Origin of the sequence: Veillonella tobetsuensis (assembly GCF_002959935.1) — a bacterium.
GTDB lineage: Bacteria > Bacillota > Negativicutes > Veillonellales > Veillonellaceae > Veillonella > Veillonella tobetsuensis.
Window position 1 is genome coordinate 1 of record NZ_PPDF01000002.1, and the last position, 25,606, is coordinate 25,606.

General features: G+C 38.2%; 26 protein-coding genes, 1 tRNA gene and 1 pseudogene. 2 read left to right on the forward strand and 26 right to left on the reverse strand.

The genetic code is table 11. The features are described from left to right. A pseudogene (locus VTHSUH11_RS09665) lies at window positions 1–132 on the forward strand (ISL3 family transposase); the annotation flags it as partial. An 84-nt stretch (window positions 133–216) separates the two neighbouring features. On the opposite strand, the gene VTHSUH11_RS00635 reads toward VTHSUH11_RS09665, so the two are convergent. The 13 genes from VTHSUH11_RS00635 to VTHSUH11_RS09640 form a co-directional block, all read right to left on the reverse strand. After that, on the reverse strand, window positions 217–636 hold the full coding sequence (locus tag VTHSUH11_RS00635) for a flavodoxin (protein WP_059363529.1): 420 nt from the start codon (window positions 634–636) through the stop codon (window positions 217–219). Window positions 637–646: 10 nt separating this feature from the next. Continuing rightward, window positions 647–1,234 (reverse strand): DUF3793 family protein, encoded by a 588-nt coding sequence (locus VTHSUH11_RS00640; protein WP_105092292.1) that lies wholly within the window; start codon window positions 1,232–1,234, stop codon window positions 647–649. Between the two features lie 109 nt (window positions 1,235–1,343). Continuing rightward, entirely contained in the window at window positions 1,344–1,970 is a 627-nt protein-coding gene (locus VTHSUH11_RS00645; RefSeq protein WP_105092273.1) for a hypothetical protein, read from the reverse strand. A gap of 50 nt (window positions 1,971–2,020) precedes the next feature. Continuing rightward, window positions 2,021–3,709 carry a glutamine--tRNA ligase/YqeY domain fusion protein gene (locus tag VTHSUH11_RS00650; protein WP_105092293.1) on the reverse strand — a complete coding sequence of 563 codons (1,689 nt, stop codon included), beginning with the start codon at window positions 3,707–3,709 and terminating at the stop codon, window positions 2,021–2,023. Between the two features lie 84 nt (window positions 3,710–3,793). Continuing rightward, entirely contained in the window at window positions 3,794–4,843 is a 1,050-nt protein-coding gene (locus VTHSUH11_RS00655; protein WP_105092294.1) for a 2-hydroxyacid dehydrogenase, read from the reverse strand. Window positions 4,844–5,021: 178 nt separating this feature from the next. Beyond that, on the reverse strand, window positions 5,022–5,489 hold the full coding sequence (gene mscL, locus VTHSUH11_RS00660) for a large conductance mechanosensitive channel protein MscL (protein WP_059363536.1): 468 nt from the start codon (window positions 5,487–5,489) through the stop codon (window positions 5,022–5,024). A gap of 116 nt (window positions 5,490–5,605) precedes the next feature. After that, on the reverse strand, window positions 5,606–7,303 hold the full coding sequence (locus VTHSUH11_RS00665) for an ATP-dependent nuclease (protein ID WP_105092274.1): 1,698 nt from the start codon (window positions 7,301–7,303) through the stop codon (window positions 5,606–5,608). Between the two features lie 111 nt (window positions 7,304–7,414). Beyond that, entirely contained in the window at window positions 7,415–8,302 is an 888-nt protein-coding gene (locus VTHSUH11_RS00670) for a DMT family transporter (protein WP_059363540.1), read from the reverse strand. Between the two features lie 137 nt (window positions 8,303–8,439). Then, window positions 8,440–9,939 carry a threonine synthase gene (thrC, locus tag VTHSUH11_RS00675; RefSeq protein ID WP_105092275.1) on the reverse strand — a complete coding sequence of 500 codons (1,500 nt, stop codon included), beginning with the start codon at window positions 9,937–9,939 and terminating at the stop codon, window positions 8,440–8,442. 137 nt (window positions 9,940–10,076) lie between these two features. Next, a complete protein-coding gene (locus tag VTHSUH11_RS00680; RefSeq protein WP_105092276.1) occupies window positions 10,077–11,018 on the reverse strand; it encodes a Dyp-type peroxidase in 942 nt (313 codons plus the stop codon). An 87-nt stretch (window positions 11,019–11,105) separates the two neighbouring features. Continuing rightward, window positions 11,106–11,303: a helix-turn-helix domain-containing protein gene (locus tag VTHSUH11_RS00685; protein WP_005382541.1), complete on the reverse strand. Its 198-nt coding sequence runs from the start codon at window positions 11,301–11,303 to the stop codon at window positions 11,106–11,108. A gap of 382 nt (window positions 11,304–11,685) precedes the next feature. Next, window positions 11,686–11,955, reverse strand: coding sequence for an ImmA/IrrE family metallo-endopeptidase (locus VTHSUH11_RS00695; RefSeq protein ID WP_223209342.1), 270 nt, complete (start codon window positions 11,953–11,955; stop codon window positions 11,686–11,688). Window positions 11,956–11,957: 2 nt separating this feature from the next. Further along, complete coding sequence (locus VTHSUH11_RS09640) at window positions 11,958–12,089, reverse strand: hypothetical protein (RefSeq protein ID WP_256359134.1); 132 nt, start codon at window positions 12,087–12,089, stop codon at window positions 11,958–11,960. A gap of 378 nt (window positions 12,090–12,467) precedes the next feature. Between VTHSUH11_RS09640 and dinD the strand changes: the two genes are divergently transcribed. Then, complete coding sequence (gene dinD / locus VTHSUH11_RS00700; protein ID WP_105092277.1) at window positions 12,468–13,310, forward strand: DNA damage-inducible protein D; 843 nt, start codon at window positions 12,468–12,470, stop codon at window positions 13,308–13,310. A 71-nt stretch (window positions 13,311–13,381) separates the two neighbouring features. Here dinD and VTHSUH11_RS00705 read toward each other — a convergent pair. From VTHSUH11_RS00705 to VTHSUH11_RS00765, 13 genes are all read right to left on the reverse strand, one after another. Further along, window positions 13,382–13,457 (reverse strand) — tRNA-Lys (locus VTHSUH11_RS00705). Window positions 13,458–13,531: 74 nt separating this feature from the next. Further along, window positions 13,532–13,834, reverse strand: a complete 303-nt coding sequence (locus tag VTHSUH11_RS00710) for a hypothetical protein (RefSeq protein ID WP_059363550.1) — start codon at window positions 13,832–13,834, stop codon at window positions 13,532–13,534. Window position 13,835: 1 nt separating this feature from the next. Continuing rightward, window positions 13,836–14,801 (reverse strand): GTP 3',8-cyclase MoaA, encoded by a 966-nt coding sequence (moaA, locus tag VTHSUH11_RS00715; RefSeq protein WP_105092278.1) that lies wholly within the window; start codon window positions 14,799–14,801, stop codon window positions 13,836–13,838. A gap of 20 nt (window positions 14,802–14,821) precedes the next feature. Further along, complete coding sequence (locus VTHSUH11_RS00720) at window positions 14,822–15,262, reverse strand: MOSC domain-containing protein (RefSeq protein WP_105092279.1); 441 nt, start codon at window positions 15,260–15,262, stop codon at window positions 14,822–14,824. A 171-nt stretch (window positions 15,263–15,433) separates the two neighbouring features. Continuing rightward, window positions 15,434–16,756, reverse strand: coding sequence for a nucleobase:cation symporter-2 family protein (locus VTHSUH11_RS00725; RefSeq protein WP_105092280.1), 1,323 nt, complete (start codon window positions 16,754–16,756; stop codon window positions 15,434–15,436). Window positions 16,757–16,918: 162 nt separating this feature from the next. Next, window positions 16,919–17,536 carry a cyclodeaminase/cyclohydrolase family protein gene (locus VTHSUH11_RS00730; protein ID WP_105092281.1) on the reverse strand — a complete coding sequence of 206 codons (618 nt, stop codon included), beginning with the start codon at window positions 17,534–17,536 and terminating at the stop codon, window positions 16,919–16,921. Between the two features lie 86 nt (window positions 17,537–17,622). Further along, complete coding sequence (locus VTHSUH11_RS00735; protein WP_105092282.1) at window positions 17,623–19,293, reverse strand: formate--tetrahydrofolate ligase; 1,671 nt, start codon at window positions 19,291–19,293, stop codon at window positions 17,623–17,625. A gap of 235 nt (window positions 19,294–19,528) precedes the next feature. Further along, a complete protein-coding gene (locus VTHSUH11_RS00740; protein WP_105092283.1) occupies window positions 19,529–20,797 on the reverse strand; it encodes an SLC13 family permease in 1,269 nt (422 codons plus the stop codon). Between the two features lie 100 nt (window positions 20,798–20,897). Then, a complete protein-coding gene (gene ttdB / locus VTHSUH11_RS00745; protein ID WP_005377424.1) occupies window positions 20,898–21,509 on the reverse strand; it encodes a L(+)-tartrate dehydratase subunit beta in 612 nt (203 codons plus the stop codon). Continuing rightward, window positions 21,509–22,411: a L(+)-tartrate dehydratase subunit alpha gene (gene ttdA, locus VTHSUH11_RS00750; RefSeq protein ID WP_005377388.1), complete on the reverse strand. Its 903-nt coding sequence runs from the start codon at window positions 22,409–22,411 to the stop codon at window positions 21,509–21,511. Before ttdA ends, ttdB begins: the two co-directional genes overlap by 1 nt. 385 nt (window positions 22,412–22,796) lie before the next feature. After that, on the reverse strand, window positions 22,797–23,825 hold the full coding sequence (locus VTHSUH11_RS00755; protein ID WP_181143903.1) for an AraC family transcriptional regulator: 1,029 nt from the start codon (window positions 23,823–23,825) through the stop codon (window positions 22,797–22,799). A gap of 139 nt (window positions 23,826–23,964) precedes the next feature. Continuing rightward, window positions 23,965–24,231, reverse strand: coding sequence for a membrane protein (locus tag VTHSUH11_RS00760; protein ID WP_005377360.1), 267 nt, complete (start codon window positions 24,229–24,231; stop codon window positions 23,965–23,967). A 342-nt stretch (window positions 24,232–24,573) separates the two neighbouring features. Then, entirely contained in the window at window positions 24,574–25,596 is a 1,023-nt protein-coding gene (locus VTHSUH11_RS00765; RefSeq protein ID WP_105092285.1) for an AraC family transcriptional regulator, read from the reverse strand. Window positions 25,597–25,606 lie beyond the last annotated feature (10 nt).

Here is a 25,606-nt window from a genome sequence, read left to right on the forward strand (position 1 = left end):
ATTAAGGTATTAAAACGAATAAGCTATGGACTTCGCCACTTTGGTAGATTTAGAGTACGTATTCTACTTTTGAGCAAAAAGAATGGCACCAACCATACATATGATTGGTGCCAAAGAAGGCTCGTAGGGTGAACACCCCAACATTTGACAGAGAGCCAAAAAGGCTGTAGCAATGATATGTCATTACTACAGCCTCATATATTATATTAGGATTGATTATGCGTTAGCTAATGTTTTACCTAATTCTTGGCATTGTGCAATGCCATCATCATCAGGTTCACCTAAAATAGCCAAGCCATCAGCAACGAGTTCGCCACCAGCGTCTTTAATGCGAGTGCCCCAGTCTTCTAACCAAGTACCACCCCAACCATAAGAGCCAAAGATAGCCAATTTTTTGCCGCCTAATTTAGATTCTAATTCTGCGTAGAATGGTTCGAATTCGCCGTCTTCTAATTCTTCTGCACCCATGTCAGCACAACCAAGAGCTAATTTTTCGTAAGCTGCTGCATCATCAACAGATACTTCAGATACGGATTTAACTTCTACTTCTTGACCTGCAGCTTTGATACCTTCAGCTACTTCATAAGCCATTTTTTCTGTATTGCCTGTACCGGACCAAAAAATTACACCAATCATCTTGTACCTCCTAGGCCGTTCTTGCGACCAATGAACTAAATTTTTTTCCCAACATCAATTGAGTTTGACAAAATTTACGACATGCTTTGTAACATAAGAAAGAGCGTTGTGCATCTACTACATCGTGGTAAACCTTCCATTCGCCGCACATGGAATAACCATTGCCACGACGAGAAATGAAAGATTTCACATCTTTTAGCGGATATCCAAGGAACACACCGATTTCATGAGGGAAATCAACGCTTGCTTCCATACGGTATCGCAAATGCTCGAGCATTTCCATAATACTCATCGTATCTTGATAACCGTAAGCTTTCAAAAATTTCATTACCGCAGGTTGCCGTACATAGTCTCGTAATTGTGTCTCACGGAACACCAATAATAGTCTACGCGCCTTACAGCGACATAATTCAAAGAAGAATAAACCTTTTTCATTAAACTCTTTATTATATTCAGTCAAAACGAATTGGATTTGTTCATTCATGTCCCGTGGAATAGAAACCAAATTCGAGATCTTAATACCTCGAATTGCCGGTGCACAATGAAATCCAATGATATTGTCAATTGAATCCATCATAGTCGTACCTGCCTGTTGCATATCTACACAGAAATCTCTCAAGTTATTGAGATTAATTCCTATATACACATAGTACTCTTGATGAGAAATATTGTCAAGATAATTGATAATTTATTTCAATAATTATTTATTATTTGATGCTAAGTAAATGGCTAACACGAGGGAATACCTTGGCATCACTTTCTTCATCAATAGCGATAAAGCGTGCATTCAATCCGGTGTTTTTAGTTTCAGTAACAGCAACATGAAGAATCTCATTATAAGAATTATTATTATCTTTACTTGTATATTTCAATACACCTACATATACCTTATTATGTTTAGTTAGTGGTGTCACCACCTGGTATTGGCCTAATTCTGTAGCCTTACCACTATTGATAGAAGCAACAAAATTACCTACATCGCTAGCATCTGTACTCACATGTTTGGTACTGACAAGATTATGGTTTTCACTCACCATAGTGTTGGCGAAAACAGCATAATTCATTTCATTATTGTTTTTAATATTAAGTGTATATACATCTGCGCGGCTAATACCAGCTTGCATAAGAGCCGTTTTTACATCTGTTTTACCAGCACCTGCAAATAATGCTTTGGGAGCATTATCATAGATGGTAACGCCGTCATTTAATTTCACGCCATTATAAGTGCCATATGCAGCAGTATATTTACTAGCATTAATATTAGCGGCCTCAACAATTACGGGCGTGCTCATCGCTACAACACCAGCGAGAGCTAAAGCTATCATTGATTTCATACGATTCTCCTAAATAAAACCGCCCCTTATAGGGGCGGTATACATCACAACTATTTCTTTTGTTGTTTTGCCCATGTATCACGTAAACCTACGATACGGTTTACCACAATATGATCGGCAGTACTATCTTTATCAGTCACAAAATAACCTTGGCGCAAGAATTGGAATCTATCGCCAGGAACAGTATTAGCAAGGCTCGCTTCACCTTTACTATGCATAACTTGTAACGATTCATGATTAAAATCACCTAAGAAGTCTTTACCATCGGATTCTTCTTTAAGCAAGTAGTCATATAAACGAGTTTCAATATCTACAGCCGTAGAAGCTTCAACCCAATGCAATGTACCCTTTACCTTACGTGTGCAACCACTGCCGCTCTTCGTTTTAGGGTCATAGGTACAATGGATTTCGGTAATGGTACCGTTTTCATCCTTTACAACAGATTGGCAAGTAATGAAATAAGCGCCTTTTAAGCGTACTTCTTTCCCCGGAGCCAAGCGGAAGAATTTCTTAACTGGTTCCTCCATAAAGTCATTGCGTTCGATGTAGATTTCACGACCGAATACAACTTCACGGTTACCCAATTCTTCATTTTCTGGATTGTTTTCAACTGTACAAAGTTCAGTTTGACCTTCTGGATAGTTTGTAATAACAACCTTCACAGGGTCAATAACAACCATAGGACGCGTTGCTTTGAGTTTCAAATCTTCACGAATACAGAACTCGAGCAATGCAATATCTACAGTGCTATCCGCCTTAGCTACGCCAATGCGGTTGCAGAAATCACGGATGGCTTCTGGTGTATAGCCACGACGACGCAAGCCAGAAATGGTAGGCATACGAGGATCATCCCAACCGGATACGAGGCCAGCCTCTACAAGAGCACGTAATTTGCGTTTAGACATAACCATTTTTGTTACATTTAAACGAGCGAACTCGATTTGGCGAGGTTTTTCAGTGTCTTCCCAATCCTCTAATACCCAGTCATATAACGGACGGTGTACTTCAAACTCTAATGTACAAATAGAGTGCGTAATACGCTCAATAGCATCCTCAATGGGATGAGCAAAATCGTACATAGGATAGATTTTCCACTCACTACCTGTATTATGGTGTTCTGCATTTACAATACGGTAAAGAACTGGATCGCGCATGACGATATTAGGATCCGCCATATCAATTTTAGCGCGTAATACCTTTTCGCCATCCTTGTATTTACCTTCTTTCATTTCTTCAAAGAGTTTTAAATTTTCTTCTACAGAGCGATCGCGATATGGGCTATTCGTACCAGGTGTAGAGAAATCGCCACGCGTTTGACGGATTTCTTCTGCTGTTTGATCATCTACGTAAGCCTTACCCAAAGTGATAAGCTTTTTGGCATAATCATACATTTTGCCAAAATAATCAGATGCATAGCGTACGTCGCCATCCCAATGGAATCCAAGCCATTCCACGTCTTCCTTAATGGAATTTACATATTCCACATCTTCCTTTTCAGGGTTTGTGTCATCAAAGCGTAAATTTGTTAACCCCTTGTATTCTTCGCCTAACCCAAAGTTAAGGCAAATAGACTTAGCATGACCGATATGTAAATACCCATTTGGTTCTGGTGGGAATCGCGTATGTACACGGCCACCATATACGCCCTCTTCATTATCTTTATTTATTTCAGCTTCGATAAAGTTAATGGATACAACTTCTTCAGGAGCTACAGTTTGTTCAGTATCTTTATGTTCCAACGTTACAACCTCCATACGATAAATATTCTTCTATTTTACCATATTTTACATAGGACCGCACATTTTTTAAGGTCTTATCAAAGTTTAGTCGAAATCAGTTACATCAACACCTGCTTTTTTAAGTTCTGCCAAGGCGGATTCCACATCCATTTCAGGCTTTTTATAATTGATTTGTTCATTAACACATGTTGTTAGAGGTTTCTTATTAACACCAGCAATGAGATTATTCGCTGTTAACATAGACATATCATAACGTGTACGGTCTGTATAAGACCCAATATGCGGTACAATTAAGCAATTATCAATTTCCAACAATGGATGATCTGCAGGCAATGGTTCTGGATCAGTTACATCAAGAGCGGCATAATCAATTTCACCATTTTTAAGTGCATCAATAAGAGCATCTGTATCAACTATGGCACCACGACCCACATTGACAAATAATGCGGTCTTTTTCATTTTTTTGAAGAACTCTGCATCACACATATGATACGTTTCATCTGTTAATGGCGCCATAATACATACAACATCACTGGTAGCGAGCAGTTCATCTAATTCCATATACGTCGTTCTATACAATTGATCATCATTGCGTTGATGACGATTATGATAGACAACAGTCATGCCAAAGGCACGCGCACGACGAGAAATGGAAACACCTATAGCGCCCATACCAATAATGCCAAGCGTACGGCGGCTTAAATCAAAGCCCTTAATATTCGACGGGCGTTCAGCCCAACGACCATTTTTTACAAAGGCTGCATTTTCTATGATACGACGACTAGCCGCTGCAATGAGGGTGAAAGCCAATTCTGCCACAGTTTCGTTTAGCACCCCTGGCGTATTACCATAAGGGATACCAGCGGCCGTAAGGTCATCAATTTTTACATTATCATAACCTACAGATGCTTGTGCAATTACCTTTAAATTGGGAGCGTCTTTCACAAGATCAGCATCAACTGATATGGAATTAATAGACCACAAGCCATCGGCTTCACGCAACCATTCTTTTAAAACCTCTCTAGGCATTTTAGTTTTTTCTGTCCATTGACGTACATCAACGTATTCTTGTAAATAAGCGATTACATCGCGACGAACCAAGCCCGGTACTACCACTAAAGGTTTACGTTCCATAATCATTCCATCCCTTCTATCAAATATATTCCTAATGCTTTAATAGCACACATATGTTAACGAAAAATTTATGTATCTATATTGTATCCTATAATCAGAATTTTACCAAAAATTAGACCCAAAAGACAAAAAAGAGCTCCAAAGCAATATGCCTTTAGAGCTCTTTCATAGTATGTGATTATTTCAAATCAGAAGTACAGTTTGGACATTTAACTGCATCAATATTAATGTCTGTTTTACAGAATGGACATTCTTTTGTAGTCGCTGGTGCTTCTTCAGCTTCTTTTTTAGCACTTTGCATCAACTTCGTCAACGCACGAATCATCAAGAATACAACAAATGCTAAGATTAAGAATTGAATTAGATCAGTAATGAAAGTACCGTAAGGCAATACAGCACCGGCAGCGCGAGCTGTTGCAATATCAGCACCATTTACAAATGCCTCTTTAGATGCTTCACTTAATGGAATGTATAGATTGCTGAAATCAATACCACCAGTGAACACACTGATTAATGGCATGAACAAATTGCTAACTACAGAATTCACTAATGCCGTGAAAGCTGCACCAATAATCATACCTACAGCGAGGTCCATCATGTTCCCTTTAAAAGCGAACTCTTTAAACTCTTTAATAAATTCCTTCATGTTTAACTCCTACTCACACTTAAATCGTCCGGAAAAATTAACCTCATTAATCATAAAAGAAAACTTCATCCATGTCAATATTTTTCGATATAGTTCATTGAAAGTTTTTGATATGCTTATCGTCCTATTTTGATAATAGAGGACTCAAGCGATAAAACCTTGGCTCTTTCAATAACGGCAATAAATGCTGGTGGAATCATATGCTCAGGAATATAATGAGCAATTCTACGCCCTACAATGACACCTTTATTACTATAGAACCAGGAAAAATAATATAATAATAAAGTTTCTATATCCTTTGCTTTGATATTTTTTAAACATCGCTGTATAGCTTGACGATCATCGACACCTAATTTAGAAAAACCACGACGAGCCATATCCTTTGTTACCATACCACGACCTGTATCGATAATGTCTTGGACAATCATATCCAAAACATTACGATGGTGATGGTGAATTAGATGAGATACTACATCCATTTCAAAACAGATTTCATTCGTGTAAAACACATTGGCATGCGTTTTGCTATGCTTATCCATAACATCACGGTCATAGAGCGCAACTGTGGGAATGGAAAAGCTTTTAAATAGTTTATGGAGCTTGCTAATGGAGGATTCGCCACGGGCATTGATCAGACAAATGCCAAAATAATCGAAATCGACATTTAATTTCTTTGCCATTCCTGCAAAGCTACCGTATTCGGTTTCCCCTTCCACTAAAATGATACAACGCGCATAAAGTGCTTCCTTAGCCTCTGGGAAATGCATAATCAAATGCTTTTCCACTTCGCGCGCAAATTTAAAGGTCACGCCACAAGCTGTACGAACTAGCCCCTCCTCATTACGATACATACGAATGATATGACGATAATCATCTACTAAAGCATCTGTACTATGCGTAACAACGAATAATTGCCCTAACAATCCATCAATTTGGAACAGCTGCTTAATCAGTGCTAAAAACTCAGGGTTTTCATTGGTTGCAATTTGGCGATAATAACTGAGCACAGCCCGTTGCAAATAAGGGCTCAAATGAAGTTCAGGCTCATCAACGCTGATGAAGACTGGTAAATATCGACGTCCCTCACTATCATATACGAGCAATGATTCTAAGTTAGTAGAGGCACTATGCACCTTCATATATATTTGAGCTAAAATTTTCAGTGCCACCGCCATGATGAGGCGCACATTATCTATAGAGTACTTGCGAATCAAGGTAGCCTCTGTAGATGATGTTAATAGCTCCACAAGGCGCTGAATATTAAGAACACATTCTGGATCCAGCCCTTTTTTCACATTAATAAGTCGATCTAGAACAACTGTCTCATCTCCGGTCAATCCGCTTTGTGGCAAATACGAAACAAGTTGCTTTCCTAATTCCATGTATACCGAAGTAGGAATGGAATATAATTCAGCCTCCGATGTATCTCGATGGCACATGTATAAAGCGTGTCGCAACATGGACAAAGGAACGGGGCTCAACTGTTCTCCATCGATTTTATAGAGTCGAGGATATACCTCTTGTACCACTTGCTCAAGGCGCAAATAAATAGCAGCCTCCGGTCCTATAATATCTTGAAAGGACGTAGTCAATTCGGAAAACGATAATTTACACTCAATACGAATTGGTTTATTGACGTCCGCAAAATCACTTTCTTGAAAACCTCTAACGTTCATCATCTGTTCTAAAAGGTCTAGAAAATTAGATTTCCCTACTGCATTCTCGCCTACAAAATAGTTGATATCATTGTGAAAGTGTAATTCTACATCCACGAGGTTCCGATAATTTTCAATTTGAATCCATTCCATAAACATGTCTATCACACTCCTACAATATACAAAAAAGGTGCCACCATTCAACGATATCACTTATTGATGGTCACACCTTTGTATGCGCCAATACTACTATTATATAGTATACGACATTTATTTTGTTTTTTCCTCTATTATCTTGCCACCTTTAAAGAGTCCTTGTTCCTCTTTAAGACGACTAAGCATAACGGAAGATATGAACATTACAATACCTGCGATTACTGTAACGAGAGCTAAACTTTCACCAAAGAATAAGAATCCATAGAAGGAGCTAATAAATACGCCCACATATTGCAAGAACTGTGCCACAACTGCATTTGTTGTAACAAAGGCACCAGTCAAGAAGAATTGTGCCACTACAGAAATGCCACCTATAATAACGATAATAAACCAATCTGAGCCTTGAGGCATTACAAATTCATCAGTGGCTACAAGTCCTGCAAACATACTAGTAATCATGAAATATGCCATGATTTCAAAGTTACTATGTTTTCCACGTTTACTAATGGTTCGTATAGTTGTATAGGCCGCTGCAGCCAGTGCAGCGCCCAAGATAGCAACCAATGCATACCACGAGAAGGATTCATAGGTAAATGGGTTTACCATTATCATAACGGCAGCAAAAATCAGTGCAAGCCATTTTCCCGCACCTTTTGGCAACGACTCTTTTAAAAACAAAGCACTAAAAATAAAGACAAATATTCCTGTCATTTGAAATAAAATCGTTGCATCAGATAACTTCAAATGTACTAAGGCAATGAAATTGCAGACCATACCAAAGCCGCCATATAGGCCCCGCATAACAAGCAATCCTCTATCTTCTTTAGAAAAATGAATTCCCTTCATATACATGATAATAAGTACTGCTACGGTTCCAAAAAGCCCCCGAGCAAAAGCAATTTCACCAGCCGGTATACTTGTCCCCAATAGCTTAACAAATACATTCATCGTACTGAATAAAAGCGCAGACAATAAAGCGTATATAAGGCCTTTTTTAGCCATAACTCCTCCTCGAACTATTCCCCAAAAATAGTTCTCATCACTCAATCAAGCCACAATCTTTTATACAACCTTCAGTATAAATGTGTACAGATTATAGATATAGACATACCGCCCTTCCGAAGAAGAGCGGTATCGTATTAGTTAGAGAATGTATCGACAAAATCCAAAATTTCTTGTTTCATATTTTCTTTATCGATAGCTTTAGTAAAACGCAATGGTTTAGCTTGTAAATCAGCTAGTTGTTTAGGGAATCCTACACCTGTAACAGCAGAGATATTTTCTAAGCTTTCATAAGGAGTAGCCCCAATCTTGATATCAAGAGCTTCACAAATTGGTGTTGGGAATTTGAACGGATGAGCTGTAGATGCGATGATAGTATGACGAGCACCATCCTCTGGATGTGCTTCTAACTCTTTCATATACGCGCCCATCGCAACAGCTGTATGAGGATCCATCAAATAGCCATAGGAGTTATATACTTGCTCAATAATAGCCTTTGTTTCGTCATCATTTACATAAGCACCACTGAAATTAGCTTGTACTCGTTTAAATTCGTCTTCATTAACAGACAATTTACCTGTGGATTTCAAATCCTTCATCCATTGAGCGGTTCTTTCACTATTTTCACCAGAGATATAGTACAAGAAACGTTCAAAGTTAGAGGATTCTAAAATATCCATGGATGGAGAAATCGTCGTATAGAATGGGCGATTCATATCATATGTGCCCGTTTTAAAGAAATCCGTAAGTACATTATTTTGATTGGATGCACAGATTAATTTACCGATAGGAATCCCCATCTTTTTAGCATAATAAGCAGCCAAAATGTTACCAAAATTACCTGTTGGAACCACTACATTAAATGCTTCATCTTCATGGATAGCACCTTGTGCAACGAGTTCAGCATAGGCATTCACATAATACACCACTTGAGGCGCCAAACGACCAATGTTGATGGAGTTCGCACTGGAGAACATAACACCTTTTTCGGCTACTTCTTTAGCTGTATTGGCATCGACGAATAAACGTTTTAAGAATTGTTGCGCATCATCGAAATTGCCATGAATAGCAGTTACGTTAACATTAGCACCTTCTTGTTTTTGCATTTGTTCTGCTTGCATAGGGCTCACGCCATCGGTTGGATAGAATACCTGAATATGTGTACCCGGTACATCTTTAAAACCTTCAAGAGCAGCCTTCCCTGTATCGCCAGATGTAGCAGTTAAAATAAGAACCTCTTTGGTTTCACCTTCCGCTTCCTTTGCTGCTACCAACAAATATGGGAATAGTGAAAGTGCCATATCTTTAAAGGCTTGTGTGCGACCGTGGAACAATTCCAATACGGATACCTTTTCAAGCAAAGAATGTAAAGGCGCAATATCGCGAGTACTAAAGTTAGCATCACTGTACGCAGAATTAATCATTTCCTTTAAATGGGCTTCAGAGAAGCAAGGGAATAATTTCGCCAATACAACAGCCGCCACCTCTTGATACGTTTTATCTTTGATGTCGTCATACTTTAAACAATTCGTTGGAAACAAGGCAGGCACATATAAACCGCCATCTTCTGCCAAACCATGTAATAACGCATATGTTTCATTTACGGCAACAGTGCCACGTGTACTTGTATAATTCATGGGCAACCTCTACAAACTAAATTCTATGGAATCATAATATTCTTTAATTATAGCATAAAAGCACCCCAAACGGGGTGCTTTCTATAGATTTTATTGCATATTATTTTATCATTAATTATATCGTAAAATTACAACGATTATAATTCGCCTTCTGCAATAGCATCCAATGTATCAAGGGATGGAATAAAGAACAACATACCTGTAATAGGTTTAGAGTAATCGAGCAATTTATCGTTTTGTGTGAACATATTCGTAAGCATTGTTTTCGTTACATCCCAGTAACGAGCATAACCAATGAAATATGTGCCACGCACACCTTGGCCAGGTTGTGCAAATGCTACATTCATACGAACGATTTTATGTTCTTCGTCATCGCGATTATCTTGAGCTACTACATTGTGAGCTGCTGGATCTTTTTCATCATCTTCTAATTCAATATCGCTGAATTTACGACGGCCAATGAATTTTTCTTGCATTTCTGTAGGAAGTGCTCGCCAAGCATCAAGGTCGTGTTCATATTTTTGTGCAAATGCATAAGAACCATTAGTGAATTCAGGGTCTTCATCACCGATAACGCCCCACTCTACTGCTTCTTGGCCTACAGGATTTTCCGTACCATCAACGAAATCGATAATAGCACGACCTTGTTCATAATGGAAACCATGAGTTTCATCAACTACAGATGTAATAGGACGCAAGAATTCCATGATTTGATCCACTACAGTATATGTAACAGATTCATTATTGGAACGTACATGTAAGAACAAATCAGCCGCTACAGCTGGCACGTCTTGTTTATCACCTTTAATACCTTGGAAGTCTTCTAACTCTTTTGGTACAGGCGCATTAGGGAATAAATAATCCCATGCTTTACGGCTAAAGCCAAAAGCGATACCCAAGCCTTCGCCATTAGCACGAATACTAACAGAACGTTTAATGGCTTGAATACGATCAGCCATATCTTGAATAACTTCTAATTCTGCATCGCGATCTTTACGATTTAATAATAATGTTGTGAAATTGACACTTTGACCAGCATCTTTATATACATCTTGTATTCTAGCTACATCTACTGCCATTTGAAACCTCCTAATGAGAAATAGTATTATATACCAATCATAAGTGATTACTAATTTATTGTCTATGCAATATTTATCAGAATACATTTATAAAGACTTTATTTCTTTACCATATAGACGTTCCATACCTTGTCTAGTGACAAGCCACATTTTCCCTGATTTTCTAAATTCTCCTTCTAAAAATCCATTCTTTACACGACCCCTACAGTTTTGTTTAAGAGAATCAGCAGTAACATTCCAGCGTTCTGCCGCCTCTTGTGTGGTCATTACATCATCTAATTTCATTATAGAACTCCTAATATTACTAATAGATTATAAACGGATAACACAAAGGCAATAATACTAATTATTAAAGTTAATCTTGAAATCATATGCTCGCCATTGTTATAATAGTTAGGAAGATTGGGGCTCTTACGAGCCCCTGTGGTTACTGATTTAATAACTGTATTATTGCGATTGCAAGTTGGATAAACGCGGTTATTATTGGTAGCCACTTTTTTTGTTATCTTCCTTAACTTCTTCAATGGCATCACCTCCTTCCTTATGTCTGCCTTAACTATACTATATATTTTATCTGACATAAATCAAATAAATCTTTTTAACTAAAAGAGGACTTCCACATCTCTAAATGTAGAAGTCCCCATATCAAGTTAATGAATACATATAGTCAGCATATATACATCACTAACTTAATACCTCTAACATTAATTAGAGGATTTCTTCTTTGTATTGATGCTGCTTTTTCTGTGATTCCATAATGACTTGCTATGTCTATTATGCTCATGTCCTTAATATATTCATATAGTCCTAGTAATTCACCTGCAAATGCATTCGCTTGCCACTCAGGATCCTTATATGGTGGTATGTCACCATCTTCTCTCGCCAAAGTAATCGTCTCTACGCGATGTAATAATAGATGTCCTAATTCATGTGTCATAGTTAATCTGTCTTGACCATAACCATTGTTTTCTGGTCATGATTTACTCGAGATAAATCAATATCAATGTTATTTCTAACACTGTCCTCTGCAGCCTCTTGTGTAGTCATAATATCATCTAGTCCAAATTTCAATTTCATAATCTTCTAACAAAACATCCGATTACTAATATTAAAACAATAATAGTCGCTATATTAATCAGCCATTCTAAATATTGCATAATTCACCTCGTTGATTTACAATGATGTCGAGAAGGTGGCTGGGCTTTCACCCGCCTGCTTTTTAGTCTTTGCTAACAAGTTTAAAATTGCTAGTGCTAGTACCAGTAGCGTTAATGTATTTGCTAAACTTGTTAGCTATTTTATTATGTCCATACTTACACCGCTTTACAATACCGTTACACGCTCTAACATGTTTAACAGCAAGATTCTTTTAATAAAAAACTATCGACTTAGGTAAATAGTATGTATACAGAGAAATGGACACATATCATAATAGGAGGTGAAACTTATATGTTTTTCTTTTTTCTTGAGGAAGATACTAGTACAGGTTCGTATACATCGCCTTTTGATTCGATAAAACAACTTGATGACGAAGGTAATGAGTATTGGTATGCTAGGGATTTACAAGGGATACTTGAATACTCCGAATGGCGGAATTTTTATAAAATTATTGAAAAGGCAAAAAATGCTTGTGAAGCCAGTGGTCATGTGGTTCAATCCGAATTTGTTGACGTCAACAAATTGGTAGATGTTGGGGCTAACTTACAACGTAGTATACAAGATATAGTACTCTCTAGATACGCTTGTTACTTAATCGCTATGAATGGTAATCCGCGTAAAGAGGTAATCGCATTAGCTCAAACTTATTTTGCGGTAAAAACTCACAAGCAAGAGCAATTAGAATTGCAAAAAGAAGATAGCTTACGCTTGCAAATCCGACAAGATATTAAAGAGCATAATATTTCTTTAGCTGAAGCCGCTAACCAAGCAGGAATAAAAGAACCAAGAGATTATGCTATTTTTCAAAATGAAGGATATAAAGGTTTATATGGCGGTTTAGGAGTAAAACAAATTCATGCTAGAAAAGGTTTAAAAAAATCTCAGAAGATTTTAGATTATATGGGAAGTACTGAACTTGCTGCTAATCTATTCCGCGCTACACAAACTGATGAAAAATTACGCCGTGAGGGAATAAAAGGAAAACCACAAGCTAATAAGGTTCACCATGACGTTGGGGCAAAAGTGCGGCAAACCATTAAAGAATTAGGCGGTACTATGCCAGAAGATTTAGCTACACCGACTAAAAGTATCCAACAAATAAAAAAAGAAAAGCAAAAGAAGCTTTCAAAATAATACACATTGATTTGCACCCATTTTCTTGGACAGACAATAAGAAAAACCCGCACAACAGTGCGGGTTTATTTTGGTGGACCACCAGGGGTTCGAACCCTGGACACCCTGATTAAGAGTCAGGTGCTCTGCCAGCTGAGCTAGTGGTCCATGACACGACTTATTATATGCCTATTTTATAGGAATGTAAAGAATATTTATTACATTCCTATAAAATATATACACTAGAATTGTTGCATCCAATCCTTTATCGTTTCACAAGCCTCTGTAGGAGTAATATCAGTAGTCCCTACACATTCATCACCTTTATAAAACTGAATTACACTATGGGTACGGCTTACTGCTTTTACAATAATCTCCGTCAAATCTGCTTTAGCTATACTAAATTGTAAACCATAACGCCCCACATAAGTAAATAGCTGTTTTTGTGTGTCGTAATCCATATGAACCTGTAGCATCTTGCCCCCAGGCCAACAGGATTCAACATATTCTTTATTTCTTGGTTTTAGAAAATCAAAAAATCCCATGCTACCCTCCGATACGCCACATTGGTCGCTCTGGTTGATCCATAGCAATTCCATCATGACGTTCTTGTTTACGCTGTAAAGCCCATTCAATATAACTGGCAAGTTCGGTTTCACTTAGGCCTCTACGTACAAGAGATACTAAATCAGATTCATCATCACGCAAGAGACATAGACGCATTTGACCATCCGAGGTAAGGCGAACACGATTACAAGTATCACAATAACTATGGGACATGGAGAATATACATCCAATTTCCTTTCCACTCGGTAAATTATAATACGTTGCAGGTCCAAAACCATATACAGAGTGATTTTCTGTAAGTATCCCACCACTTACGCGTTCTAATTGAGCCTTCCATTCATCAAAGGTTGGTCCATGAAATGCATCGCCTTGAAATGGCATATATTCAATAAAGCGCCATATGACAGGCCAAGTCTCCACGTATTGCAACAAAGAACGAACTTCATCATCAGTCCAGTGACGCGATAGAACAGTATTGATTTTAACAGAGGTAAAGCCTGCATCAATAGCACTATGAATACCTTTGAGTACAGAATCCAGTTGATTGGCTTTGCCTACACAAAGAGCAAATGCATCGCTATCTAAAGAATCAAGACTGATATTTACACGGTTTAAACCTAGCTCTTTTAGTTTTGCCGCACGCTGTGCAAGCAAACTGCCATTTGTGGTCATAGAAAGGTCTTCAAACCAGCCTGTTTTCTTAATGCGAGCTAATAACTCTTCAAGATAAGGGTATAGCAAAGGCTCACCACCTGTAAGGCGTACGGCCTTCACCCCCACATGATGAAAAGCACCTAATACGGCCATCCATTCATCTACAGATAATAGCTGTGTTTGGCTTTGTGGCGTAATCTCTGCCGGTCTGCAATAAGGGCAGCAAAAGTTACACGCATCTGTCAAAGACAGACGTACATATTCAATTGTACGGCCCCATGCGTCCTTCATAGCACACCTCGTTTAACTCACTATTTAATAATCGATACTTCATCACCTACGTTAATTGTACCATTTTTTAGAACTTTTCCAAAAATTCCTTGAGTAGGCATAATACAGGATCCCACTTGTTTCATAATTTCACAACCGTGATGACATTCCTTACCAATTTGTGTCACCTCTAATAATACCTCAGAACCTAGCTGTAATCGAGTTCCTACGGGCAATTCGTATAATACGATGCCTTCAACGGTGATATTTTCAGCAAAGTCACCAGGTTTTACATCGGCCCCCTTATTGCGCATATGCTCAATACTTTTAATGCCGAGTAAACTAATTTGGCGATGCCAATTACCAGCGTGTGCATCGCCTTCCATGCCATGATCTACGATGAGATTGGCAGATTCAATATTATGTTTCTTTTGCCCTTTTTTCTCGCTAATAGAGATGGCAATAATCTTTCCTTCAGCCATACAGTCCTTCCCTTCTTATGGGAACAAATCATCTAAATTTATCAATTTATTATAACATAGTATATAGGTGTAATCCCTGTGAGTTTAGTCACTATTTGGGTGTATTACTTTCAAAAAAGAACCCTACCCATTATGAGTAGAGTTCTTAGTATTAATTATTGTGAAAGTCGATTAACGACGGCCCATTTCTTTAAATCCATCGCCCTTGTTCACGCCATTGAGCAATAGATTAAGCATGATAGCCATGATACTACCGAAGGTAATACCAGATTTTAATAAAATTTGAGCCCATGCTGGGAAATGCGCATAGAATGTTGGTGCAGCGATAGGAATCATGGAAACGCCGATACTAATCGCCACAAGCATCAAGTTTTGATTGCCATCAAAATTAACTTTACCAAGAGAACGGATACCGCTAGCAATAATCATACCAAACATGGCAATACCAGCACCACCGAGCACTGCATTTGGAATACTTGCTACAACAGCCGCCAATTTAGGGAATAAGCCTAATAGAATTAAGATTACACCAGATGCAGCTACTACAAAACGACTTTTAACGCGTGTTACAGCGATAAGACCAACGTTTTGAGCAAATGCTGTATACGGGAAGCTATTGAGAATACCACCAAAAATAGTGGAAAGACCATCTGCACGAATGATGGACGCCAATTCCTTGCGACCAATTTTTTTATCTACGATTTCACCGATTGCGATACTATCACCAGTTGTTTCAACCATAACAACGAGCATAACAATCATCATGGAAATCACAGAGGCCCAATCAAATGTTGGTAATCCAAAGTAGAATGGTTCAATAACAGCTACCCAATGAGCTTTACCAACCTCAGCAAAATTGGCTACCCCCATTGCAAAAGCGATGGCAGTACCTGCAATAAGACCAATTAATACGGAAAGATTACCAAGGAAACCTTTAGCAAATTTATAGGTAAATATAACGATTAAGAAGGTAAGAAAACCGAGGCCAATATTGGTAAGACTACCAAACTGTGGATTTCCTACGCCACCGCCCATCCAGTTGACAGCAACAGGCATAAGGTTAATACCAATAATTGTAATAATAGTACCTGTTACAACAGGTGGGAACAGACGAATCAAGCGACTAAAGAATGGTGCCACCAGGAATGTAAATAAACCTGCAACGATGATGGCACCGTAGATAGCGGTCATCCCGTGTTGCGCCCCAATCATGGCCATTGGGCCAACAGAGGCAAAGGTTACGCCTTGAATCATCGGGATTCGACCACCAATATTACCAAACCCTATTGTTTGAATAAGTGTGGCAATACCACAAGTAAATAAGTCCGCTGTAATAAGTCGGATTAAATCCTCTACAGGCAAATGCATAGCTTGCGCAATAATAATAGGTACCGCTACAGCACCTGCATACATTGCTAATACGTGTTGTAAGCCATAGGCAAACAGCTTGGGTACTGGCAACATAGAGTCAACAGTATTGTTTTGTTCTGACATAATGGTCTCCTGTTTTCTAAACTACAAACATTACTCTTATATTTTACGTTATTATTCGGATTTTAACAATAGAAAAAGAGAAACCTTAGATATTTTATTTTCTAAGGCTTCTCAACCCCATATTTTCCGAACATTAGATAGCATAACGTATATTATCGTCCATTATTTATATAAGGCCAAAATGGCTGCTTCCTTTTCATCTAGTTCAGATTCGATTCGATCCATTTGTTCTTTTAATTGAGCTACATAGGATTCATCTTTAATGCCAGAAATATTGATGCGCACATTTAAAAATGCAGCTTTAACAGCGGATCTTGCATTGATAGCTGCAATGATACCATCGGTAATGAGGTTTTGATTTCCCTTTGTAGCTGCAACATGCGCAAGCTCAAAAATTTCATAACTAATCAGGCCAATCTCTAATGGAACATTAGCGGCATCTTTATAGGCTTGTTGAATCGCTGCACTACGAACTGCCTTTTCATCAGCTGTATTTTTAGGCAATCCCAAAGCATCCATGAAGAGATTAAATACATTCGCATCTGCTTGTGCTAGTGAAAGTGCTTTTTCACGAATAGCCTCCGCCTTATGTTGCAACTCATGCATTTCATCTTGTACATCTTCATAGCCTTTTTTGCCAAAGGTTAAATTGGCTACCATCTCAGCCAATGCGGCCCCTGTAGCCGCCGTTAATGCCGCAATCGCACCACCACCCGGTGTAGGCTCCTTAGATGCAGTAGCGGCCACAAAATCTTTTATAGAACTCGTTAATAAATCCATATATACACCTCAATAATAAAGGGGGCCATCGCCCCCTCTATATTCTATGTCAATAAAAATACTATGTCGATTACAATACCATATTATTAAAATAAGCCTTTAATAGTGCCGTCCGCATCAATATCCATATTGAGTGCTGCCGGACGTTTAGGTAAACCAGGCATAACCATAACATCACCAGTACGGCATACGAGGAATCCTGCACCATTAGCCACGCGAATATCGGTTACATTAATTTTAAACCCTGTTGGCGCTCCTAACAACGCTGGATTATCCGATAAGGAATACTGTGTTTTCGCCATACAAACCGGTAGATTATCAAGACCCCACTCTTTTAATTGAGCGATTTGTTTCTTCGCCTTTCCATCAAATGTAACGCCATCGCCACCGTAAATAGTGCGAACGATTTTACCAATTTTATCTTCAACGCTATCTGTTAATTCATATACGAATTTAGGTGTTGGTTCGCTGTCTTCCACGAGTTCCACAACGCGTTTAGCCATATCGATACCGCCTTCGCCACCTTTTTCCCAACATTCATTGAGCTCTACAGGCACGCCATAGTCATTACACAAACGAGTTAATTCAGCAATTTCTGCATCCGTATCGGTAGCAAATTTATTGATGGCAACCATAACAGGTACATCGAAGAAGCGCATATTTTCAATAGCTTTACGCAAATTGCTGAAACCCTTTGTTACAGCCTCTACATTTTCTGTATTCAACTCTTGTTTTGGTACGCCGCCATGCATTTTAAGAGCGCGCAATGTAGCAACGATTACGATAGCATTTGGAAAAATATCACCGTAACGGCATTTGATGTCGAGGAATTTTTCTGCCCCTAGATCAGCACCGAATCCAGCTTCTGTTACTACAATATCACCGAGTTTTAGGCCTAATTTTGTAGCCACCACGGAGTTACAACCGTGCGCAATATTCGCAAATGGACCGCCATGAACAATGGCAGGCGTATGTTCCAATGTTTGTACAAGATTTGGCTTTATAGCGTCTTTCATAAGAAGCGCCATCGCACCTTCACATCCTAATTGATGTACATACACAGGTTCACCTTTTAGGTTAGGACCGATGACGATGCGACCAAAGCGTGCTTTCAAATCTTCTAAATCAGTAGCCAAACATAAAATGGCCATGATTTCAGAAGCAACGGTAATCATGAAGTGATCTTCGCGCGGAAAACCACACACCTTACCGCCCATGGCAACCGTTACATTGCGCAATGCACGGTCATTCATATCGAGAACACGAGTCCAAGAAATTTGACGCAAATCGATTTGGAGCTCATTACCTTGGTGGATATGGTTATCAATCATAGCGGACAATAGATTATTTGCCGCCGTAATAGCATGCATATCGCCCGTAAAATGTAGGTTAATATCATCCATCGGTACTACTTGGGCATAACCGCCACCAGCAGCGCCGCCCTTGATACCGAATACAGGTCCCAAGGATGGTTCGCGAAGTGCAGCAATAGCATTCTTGCCGATTTTATTCAAGGCTTGCACCAAACCGATGGTAGTTGTAGATTTCCCTTCCCCTGCAGGAGTTGGTGTAATAGCTGTAACGAGAACTAATTTCCCGTCCTTTTTACTGTCTAAACGCTTAATGGCATCAAAGGAAATCTTTGCCTTATAATGACCATATTGTTCAATATCATCAGGAGTAAGACCGCATGTATCAGCAATAACCTGAATTTTTTCCATCTTATTTTGTTGAGCTATTTCAATATCGCTAAGCATAATTCCTCCTCATACGCACCTGTTTTGTCTACTGTGAATGTATATTTGTACACTCGTCACCTTTTTATTATATGTGAAAGTGACGATTATGTCTAATTATTTCTTACTTATATGTATATTGGTTGCTCTAATCAATATACTAAGGCACACATAGACTAAGGAGTTCAACAAAACAAAACCGCCACCAACGGTGACGGTTTAATATCACTTACTATATAAAATTACTTTGTACATATTAGAACGGGAATAGGATTGGCAATAATACTAATGCTACAATACTAGACACGACAATGAGTGGTAAACCAGCTTTCACATAATCCATGAAGCTATAGCCAGCTATATTATATACCATAGTATTGGCAGGCATACCAATCGGTGTAGCATATGCTAAGGAACTAGCAATTACGATAGCTGCAAGCACCGCTTTTGGATCGAATCCCAATTGAGATGCTAAGCTAAGACCGATTGGTACTAATAATGCACAGGTAGCAGTATTAGACATGAAGTTCGTCATGAACACACCAAGCGCAAAGATTACTACTAGAACAACAATTGGAGATGGACTAGCACCAAGGCTATTTACGATAATATCTGCAATTACAGAACCAGTACCTGTTTTAACCATTGCGTCCCCAAGGGCCATAGAGCCAGCAAAGAGCATGATTGTTTTCATATCGATAGATTTAACAGCTGCACTTTCACTAATAACATTAGTAGCAACTAATACAAGAGCACCTACCCAAGCACTCACATAAAGTTTTACACCTAATTGTTTTTCAAAGATCATAGCACCAACTGTCAAAATCAATACAAGTGCTGCAGTCCATTTTTTCCAAGACGGTACATGGCTATAATCTTCATTGCCTTCAAAGGCGCCATCTGGTTGATGACTTGGAGCATCTGGTAAGAAGCGTTTACCAATTGTAGCATAGAATATAGTACCTACAATAAGAATTGGTAAACCTACTAGACCATAATCAAAGAAACCGAAAGAACCTAGCCCAGCTTGTTGCAAGCCAGCTTGCGCAATCATATTGCCAGGAGCGCCGATAAGTGAAATATTACCACCCATAGCTGCGGCAAATACAAGAGGCATCAATAATTTAGTTTGTTTAAAACCACTTTTTTTACAAATACCAATAATTACAGGAATCAGTACAGCAGCTGTACCAGTATTAGATAAGAAACCAGATAATATACCTGTAATCATCATAACAGCAACGAGCAAAGACGTTTCAGTTTTGGCAAACTTATGAACTACATTACCTACACCCACTGCTACACCAGTTGCAAAAAAGGCTTCACCAATAACAAACATGCCCATAAATAGTAAGACATTTGGATCTACAAAACCAGCGAATGCTTCTTTAGCGGATAAGACTCCACTTAAGTGCAAACCTACTGCTACAACCATAGCAGTAATAGATAATGGAATTTTCTCCCATGCAAACATGACGATGGCAAATACCAAGAAGCCAAGAGTTATCATTACACTCGTATCCATACATACCTCCCACTACGTGTAAAACCTAAAAATGGGTACAAAAAAGAGGATTGTACCAAAACCGTATAATCCTCTTATGTAGTTAAAACTCACAATGAGATTATTTAATGAAGCTTACGTGTTTATAAATCTCTTCTAACACTTCATCTTTTTTCGCATTGTATTCTACTTTTTTATTTTCAAAGTAGTTATTACCTTCCGCATCGATGGATACGATGAGCGGACCAAATTCTTTTACACGGCAAGTCCACAAGGTTTCAGGCATGCCTAGTTCACGCCAGTTCGCAGATTCGATTTCTTCTACTTCTGTAGCAGCAAGTACGGCATTACCTGCTGGGAATACACAGTGAAGAGCTCCAAAATCTTTACATGCACGAGTTGTTTCAGGACCCATGCCACCTTTACCAACGATAAGGCGTACACCAGTTTGTTTTACAAATTCGTACTCGAATTTTTCCATACGCATAGATGTAGTAGGACCTACGGAAATCATTTCAAATTTATCGTCACCATGATCGCGTACGATTGGACCTGCATGTAGGATAGCACCGTTGCGAACATCTACTGGTAACTCCCGTCCATATTCGACGAGACGACGATGAGCAACATCACGGCATGTTGTGATATGACCATTTAAGTAAATAATATCCCCTGCTTTAATTCCTTTAAGATCAGATGCTTGAATTGGTGTAGTCAAAATATGTTTAGCCATTAGAATGTCACTCCTTTGTGAGATAAAATTTCGTACTTACCGTCTTTATCAAATACTACATGACCGCGACGATGGTTCCAACAACCAACGTTTACAGCTACGGAAATTACAGATGGATGACGAGAACCATGTTCGATATTTACGCCCATTACGGATTTGTCACCACCCATACCTTGAGGTCCAAGGTGTAATGCATTAATACCGTCTTCAAGTAATTGTTCCATGTACGCTGCTTTTTCATTATCTGCTTTAGAGGATACAGGGCGCATCAACGCTTTTTTAGACATAGTTGCTGCTGTATCGATAGATGTAGCAATACCTACACCAACCAATAATGGAGGACATGCATTCAAACCATAACTTGTCATCAAGTCCAATACGAATTTAGCTACCCCTTCATAACCTTCGCCTGGCATCAATGTTTTACCAGATCCTGGCAAGGAGCAACCGCCACCAGCCATATATGGGAAAATTTCTACATCATCACGATCAGGTACGATATCCCATGTAATGTAAGGTGCAGTGCGACCAATATTTTTACCAGTATTGAATTCATCAAATGTTTCTACACAGTTATGACGAAGTGGCGCATCTTGCGTAGCTTGATATGTGGCATTGCGCAAGATTTCTTCCAATTCACCAATTAATGGATAATTAGAACCAACCTTCACCCAGAATTGCAATACGCCTGTATCTTGGCAAGAAGGACGATTCAATTCATACGCAAGGTCCATATTTTTATGCATCGTTTCATAAATTGTTTTAGCTAATGGATTCTTTTCATCGGCTGCCAATTCTTTAATTTTAGCTTCCACATCATCAGGTAATTTCTTTGCCATATAAGCAATGAACTTGGCAATGACATTCGTCATCTCTTGTACTTGTTGTTCTTTCGTACTCATCGTAAACCTCCAGCAGGACTTCATTATTTAAAACTTAGCATTTATTTTGTATCGGAACCTTAGCTCCTTTCGATGATTTCATTATACTCTTTTTTCAGAATATAACTATCCAATATACAAGTTGATTTTTGAGAGTGAAATCCCTATAAAATCATAATGAATCACCTATATAAGTAAATTTTAACGCATACAAAATATACAATTTAACCTATATACAAGCACAAAAAGAGCACTACCTATCAAAAAGTAGTGCTCTTTCAGGATCTAATGACCAATTACTTTAGAATATACAAAATCACCTATACCTAATGATTGTATATCTCCCTAAATTTAAAACGCAAAACCATAAAATTATAACAATTTACAATGGCTGTACTAATTAAGGCTAGGATTGTAATTTTTTAACAACAGATTCAAGCTGTTCTCTAACAACTTGTAATTTTTGATTCGCTTCCTCTAGCTTTAACTTATAACTAGAATCATGTTCATAAGGCAAACAAGATTGTAGTAGTTCTACAATATCTTCCTCTTGTGTAGATATAATTTCTTTCCAATCATGTAATTTGGTCTTACGCCCTAACTCTTTTGCTTGCTTACGATATTCTGATGGTGTCGTATGAAAGTGCTTTTTAAAGGCAACATTAAAGGCTTTAATATCTGCAAAGCCACAACTACTTGCAATATGAGCAACCCCATCATCAGAATTAGCTAAACGAACTGTAGCCTCCCTTAGCCTCATCCGCAAGAGATACTCTAAAAAGGAAACGCCTAATTGGCGTTTAAAGAACTGCGATGTATAGTTCACATTATAGCCACCAATTTGGGCAATATCTTCTAATTCAATCTTTTGCTGATAATTTTTATCTATATAGGCAATCATCTTATCAAAGGTAGCCACCGTCATATCAACAGGCTTAGAATGTACATGAATAGACTTAACCGCATCAATTTCATCATATACCTCACTGGCTAATGCTAAATAGTGATGTTCTAACCACATCTGATTAATGGGGCTTTCACCATTAGACTTAATCAACATCATCATGGCTGCGTGATGTCGTAAAGAAGTAAAGAACGGATTATGCCGATTAGACTTATCAGAGCGTATCACAAATTGATACATCCCAAAGTTCGGATCAAACTGTTGAAAGAAATCCTTACCTACATGAATAACTAGGGCCGTTGTATCCTCTTCAAGAGCTAGGGTAGCATGTCCCACTTGAGGTGAAATAATAATAGAATCTAGAGGCTCCATCGTGAAAACCTCACTATTACAACTCATCTCAATTTTCCCTTTTAGCAAAATAAGAATTTCCGTTTCCCCATGCCAATTGTAATGATAGGTACTAATCTTGTATATATGGCTACTGAAATCTATATGATTATGTTTGTATGTATAGTAAAAGTAATCCATAATTACCTCATCTTCTAACATAAAAATGCATCCCTAATAAATCCAAGGGATGCATTTATTATGATATATATACTTAACTACGGTCAACAGCAACTTACTTTTAATTAAATCTCGGAGTGTGATGCTCGTTTATGTAAAATTACATAAGAGCTGTAATAGCTGCTGCCAAGCCAAAGAAAATACCTGGTGCATTGGCTAATGCAACCGGAATATCTCTATGTTCTTTGAACAAGCCATATGCTACCCATAATGTGCAGTTAATAGCCGCTACAAGTGGTTGAATCCAATCGCCAGTTCCTGGGTGAGCTAGATTGTTCATAATTTGTGGGAAATAAGATACATACATTGCTACTGCTGTAACTGTTGCAACTTTACCTACGTTTTCCATGAATTTAATACGAGTCATTATATCCTCCAAAATTAGTAACTCAATACGTGTTTGTTATCTGATGAATCATATTCTACTCGTTTTGGTCGATATAACTATCCATATTAAAAGGTAATTTATTTAGGTAAAATCATAGAAAACATATGGAATCATTACTATTTTCTCATTTTGATCAATCTAAAATCTATAGATTTTCCTATAAAAAGAGCACTACTTATCAACAGTAATGCTCGTCTAAGAAATATATGATTTTTAAATATATAGAAAATCACCTAGGTCTAATTTTTCTATATGCTACAAAAAATATTTTGCATGAACAGCAAAAGTCCCATCATTGCCACACCATACTATAGATAGTAATCATAATTCGCTAACAACATCGGCAAGCTTCGCTTTCAATGATTCTAGCTTGTGGCTCATGTACTCTAACTCCGCCTTTGCTCTAGCATCATCTTCATAAGACAAGAATGATTGTAATAGGTCTAGTACATCTTGATTTTCAACCGAAATAATTTCCTTCGAATCTTGTACCATTGTTTTACGTCCAATTTCTTTCACTTGCTTACGATATTCTGTTGGCGTCATATGAAAATGCTTTTTGAAAGCTACATTAAAGGCCTTAATATCTGCAAATCCACAACTACTTGCAATCCTTGCGACAGCCTCATCCGTACTAGTTAATTGTGTCGTAGCATCTCGCAGTCTCAACCGCAACACATAGTCCACAAAAGAAATGCCCATTTGCCGTTTAAAGAATTGTGATGTATAGGCCACATTATAACCACCTATTCTCGCAATATCTTCAAGTTCTAACTTTTGTTGATAATGCTCGTCGATATACTCAATCATTTTATCAAAAGTAGCCGGTTTAATATCACCAGGTCTTGCATTTTCATGAACTTTTTTGACTGGATCAAATTCTCTAAATACATCCCCCGCTAAAGCCAAGTAATGATGCTCTATCCACATACGATGAATTGGGTTTTCACCTTTATTCATTAACAACATCGTCATGGCCGCATGATGGCGTAATGTCGTAAAAAATTCATTACGACGTGTGCTCGCATCCGAATGAATAACAAACTCATACATACCAAAATCCGAATCATACTGTTGATAAAATTCATTACCTACTTGAATAATAAAGGCAACCACATCCTCTTCAAGAGCGAGTGTTGAATGACCCACCTGAGGAGAAATAATAACAACATCGAGAGGTTCCATCGTAAAAACCTCATCATTACAACGCATCTCAACACGACCCTTTAAGAGAATAAAAATCTCTGTCCCTCCGTGCCAATTGTAAGTATAAGTACCAACCTTATATATACTGCTACTAAGCTCTATATAATTGTGCCTATAGGTATAATTGAAATAATCCATTACACTTTTA

What these genes read in the sequence shown, in the direction of transcription:
- VTHSUH11_RS00635 (WP_059363529.1), bottom strand. Translation starts at nt 636, where the DNA reads ATGATTGGTGTAATTTTTTGGTCCGGTACAGGCAATACAGAAAAAATG.
- VTHSUH11_RS00640 (WP_105092292.1), bottom strand. Translation starts at nt 1,234, where the DNA reads ATGCAACAGGCAGGTACGACTATGATGGATTCAATTGACAATATCATT.
- VTHSUH11_RS00645 (WP_105092273.1), bottom strand. Translation starts at nt 1,970, where the DNA reads ATGAAATCAATGATAGCTTTAGCTCTCGCTGGTGTTGTAGCGATGAGC.
- VTHSUH11_RS00655 (WP_105092294.1), bottom strand. Translation starts at nt 4,843, where the DNA reads ATGGAACGTAAACCTTTAGTGGTAGTACCGGGCTTGGTTCGTCGCGAT.
- mscL (WP_059363536.1), bottom strand. Translation starts at nt 5,489, where the DNA reads ATGAAGGAATTTATTAAAGAGTTTAAAGAGTTCGCTTTTAAAGGGAAC.
- VTHSUH11_RS00665 (WP_105092274.1), bottom strand. Translation starts at nt 7,303, where the DNA reads ATGTTTATGGAATGGATTCAAATTGAAAATTATCGGAACCTCGTGGAT.
- VTHSUH11_RS00670 (WP_059363540.1), bottom strand. Translation starts at nt 8,302, where the DNA reads ATGGCTAAAAAAGGCCTTATATACGCTTTATTGTCTGCGCTTTTATTC.
- thrC (WP_105092275.1), bottom strand. Translation starts at nt 9,939, where the DNA reads ATGAATTATACAAGTACACGTGGCACTGTTGCCGTAAATGAAACATAT.
- VTHSUH11_RS00680 (WP_105092276.1), bottom strand. Translation starts at nt 11,018, where the DNA reads ATGGCAGTAGATGTAGCTAGAATACAAGATGTATATAAAGATGCTGGT.
- VTHSUH11_RS00685 (WP_005382541.1), bottom strand. Translation starts at nt 11,303, where the DNA reads ATGAAATTAGATGATGTAATGACCACACAAGAGGCGGCAGAACGCTGG.
- VTHSUH11_RS00695 (WP_223209342.1), bottom strand. Translation starts at nt 11,955, where the DNA reads ATGACACATGAATTAGGACATCTATTATTACATCGCGTAGAGACGATT.
- dinD (WP_105092277.1), top strand. Translation starts at nt 12,468, where the DNA reads ATGTTTTTCTTTTTTCTTGAGGAAGATACTAGTACAGGTTCGTATACA.
- VTHSUH11_RS00710 (WP_059363550.1), bottom strand. Translation starts at nt 13,834, where the DNA reads ATGGGATTTTTTGATTTTCTAAAACCAAGAAATAAAGAATATGTTGAA.
- moaA (WP_105092278.1), bottom strand. Translation starts at nt 14,801, where the DNA reads ATGAAGGACGCATGGGGCCGTACAATTGAATATGTACGTCTGTCTTTG.
- VTHSUH11_RS00720 (WP_105092279.1), bottom strand. Translation starts at nt 15,262, where the DNA reads ATGGCTGAAGGAAAGATTATTGCCATCTCTATTAGCGAGAAAAAAGGG.
- VTHSUH11_RS00725 (WP_105092280.1), bottom strand. Translation starts at nt 16,756, where the DNA reads ATGTCAGAACAAAACAATACTGTTGACTCTATGTTGCCAGTACCCAAG.
- VTHSUH11_RS00730 (WP_105092281.1), bottom strand. Translation starts at nt 17,536, where the DNA reads ATGGATTTATTAACGAGTTCTATAAAAGATTTTGTGGCCGCTACTGCA.
- VTHSUH11_RS00735 (WP_105092282.1), bottom strand. Translation starts at nt 19,293, where the DNA reads ATGCTTAGCGATATTGAAATAGCTCAACAAAATAAGATGGAAAAAATT.
- VTHSUH11_RS00740 (WP_105092283.1), bottom strand. Translation starts at nt 20,797, where the DNA reads ATGGATACGAGTGTAATGATAACTCTTGGCTTCTTGGTATTTGCCATC.
- ttdB (WP_005377424.1), bottom strand. Translation starts at nt 21,509, where the DNA reads ATGGCTAAACATATTTTGACTACACCAATTCAAGCATCTGATCTTAAA.
- ttdA (WP_005377388.1), bottom strand. Translation starts at nt 22,411, where the DNA reads ATGAGTACGAAAGAACAACAAGTACAAGAGATGACGAATGTCATTGCC.
- VTHSUH11_RS00755 (WP_181143903.1), bottom strand. Translation starts at nt 23,825, where the DNA reads ATGGATTACTTTTACTATACATACAAACATAATCATATAGATTTCAGT.
- VTHSUH11_RS00760 (WP_005377360.1), bottom strand. Translation starts at nt 24,231, where the DNA reads ATGACTCGTATTAAATTCATGGAAAACGTAGGTAAAGTTGCAACAGTT.
- VTHSUH11_RS00765 (WP_105092285.1), bottom strand. Translation starts at nt 25,596, where the DNA reads ATGGATTATTTCAATTATACCTATAGGCACAATTATATAGAGCTTAGT.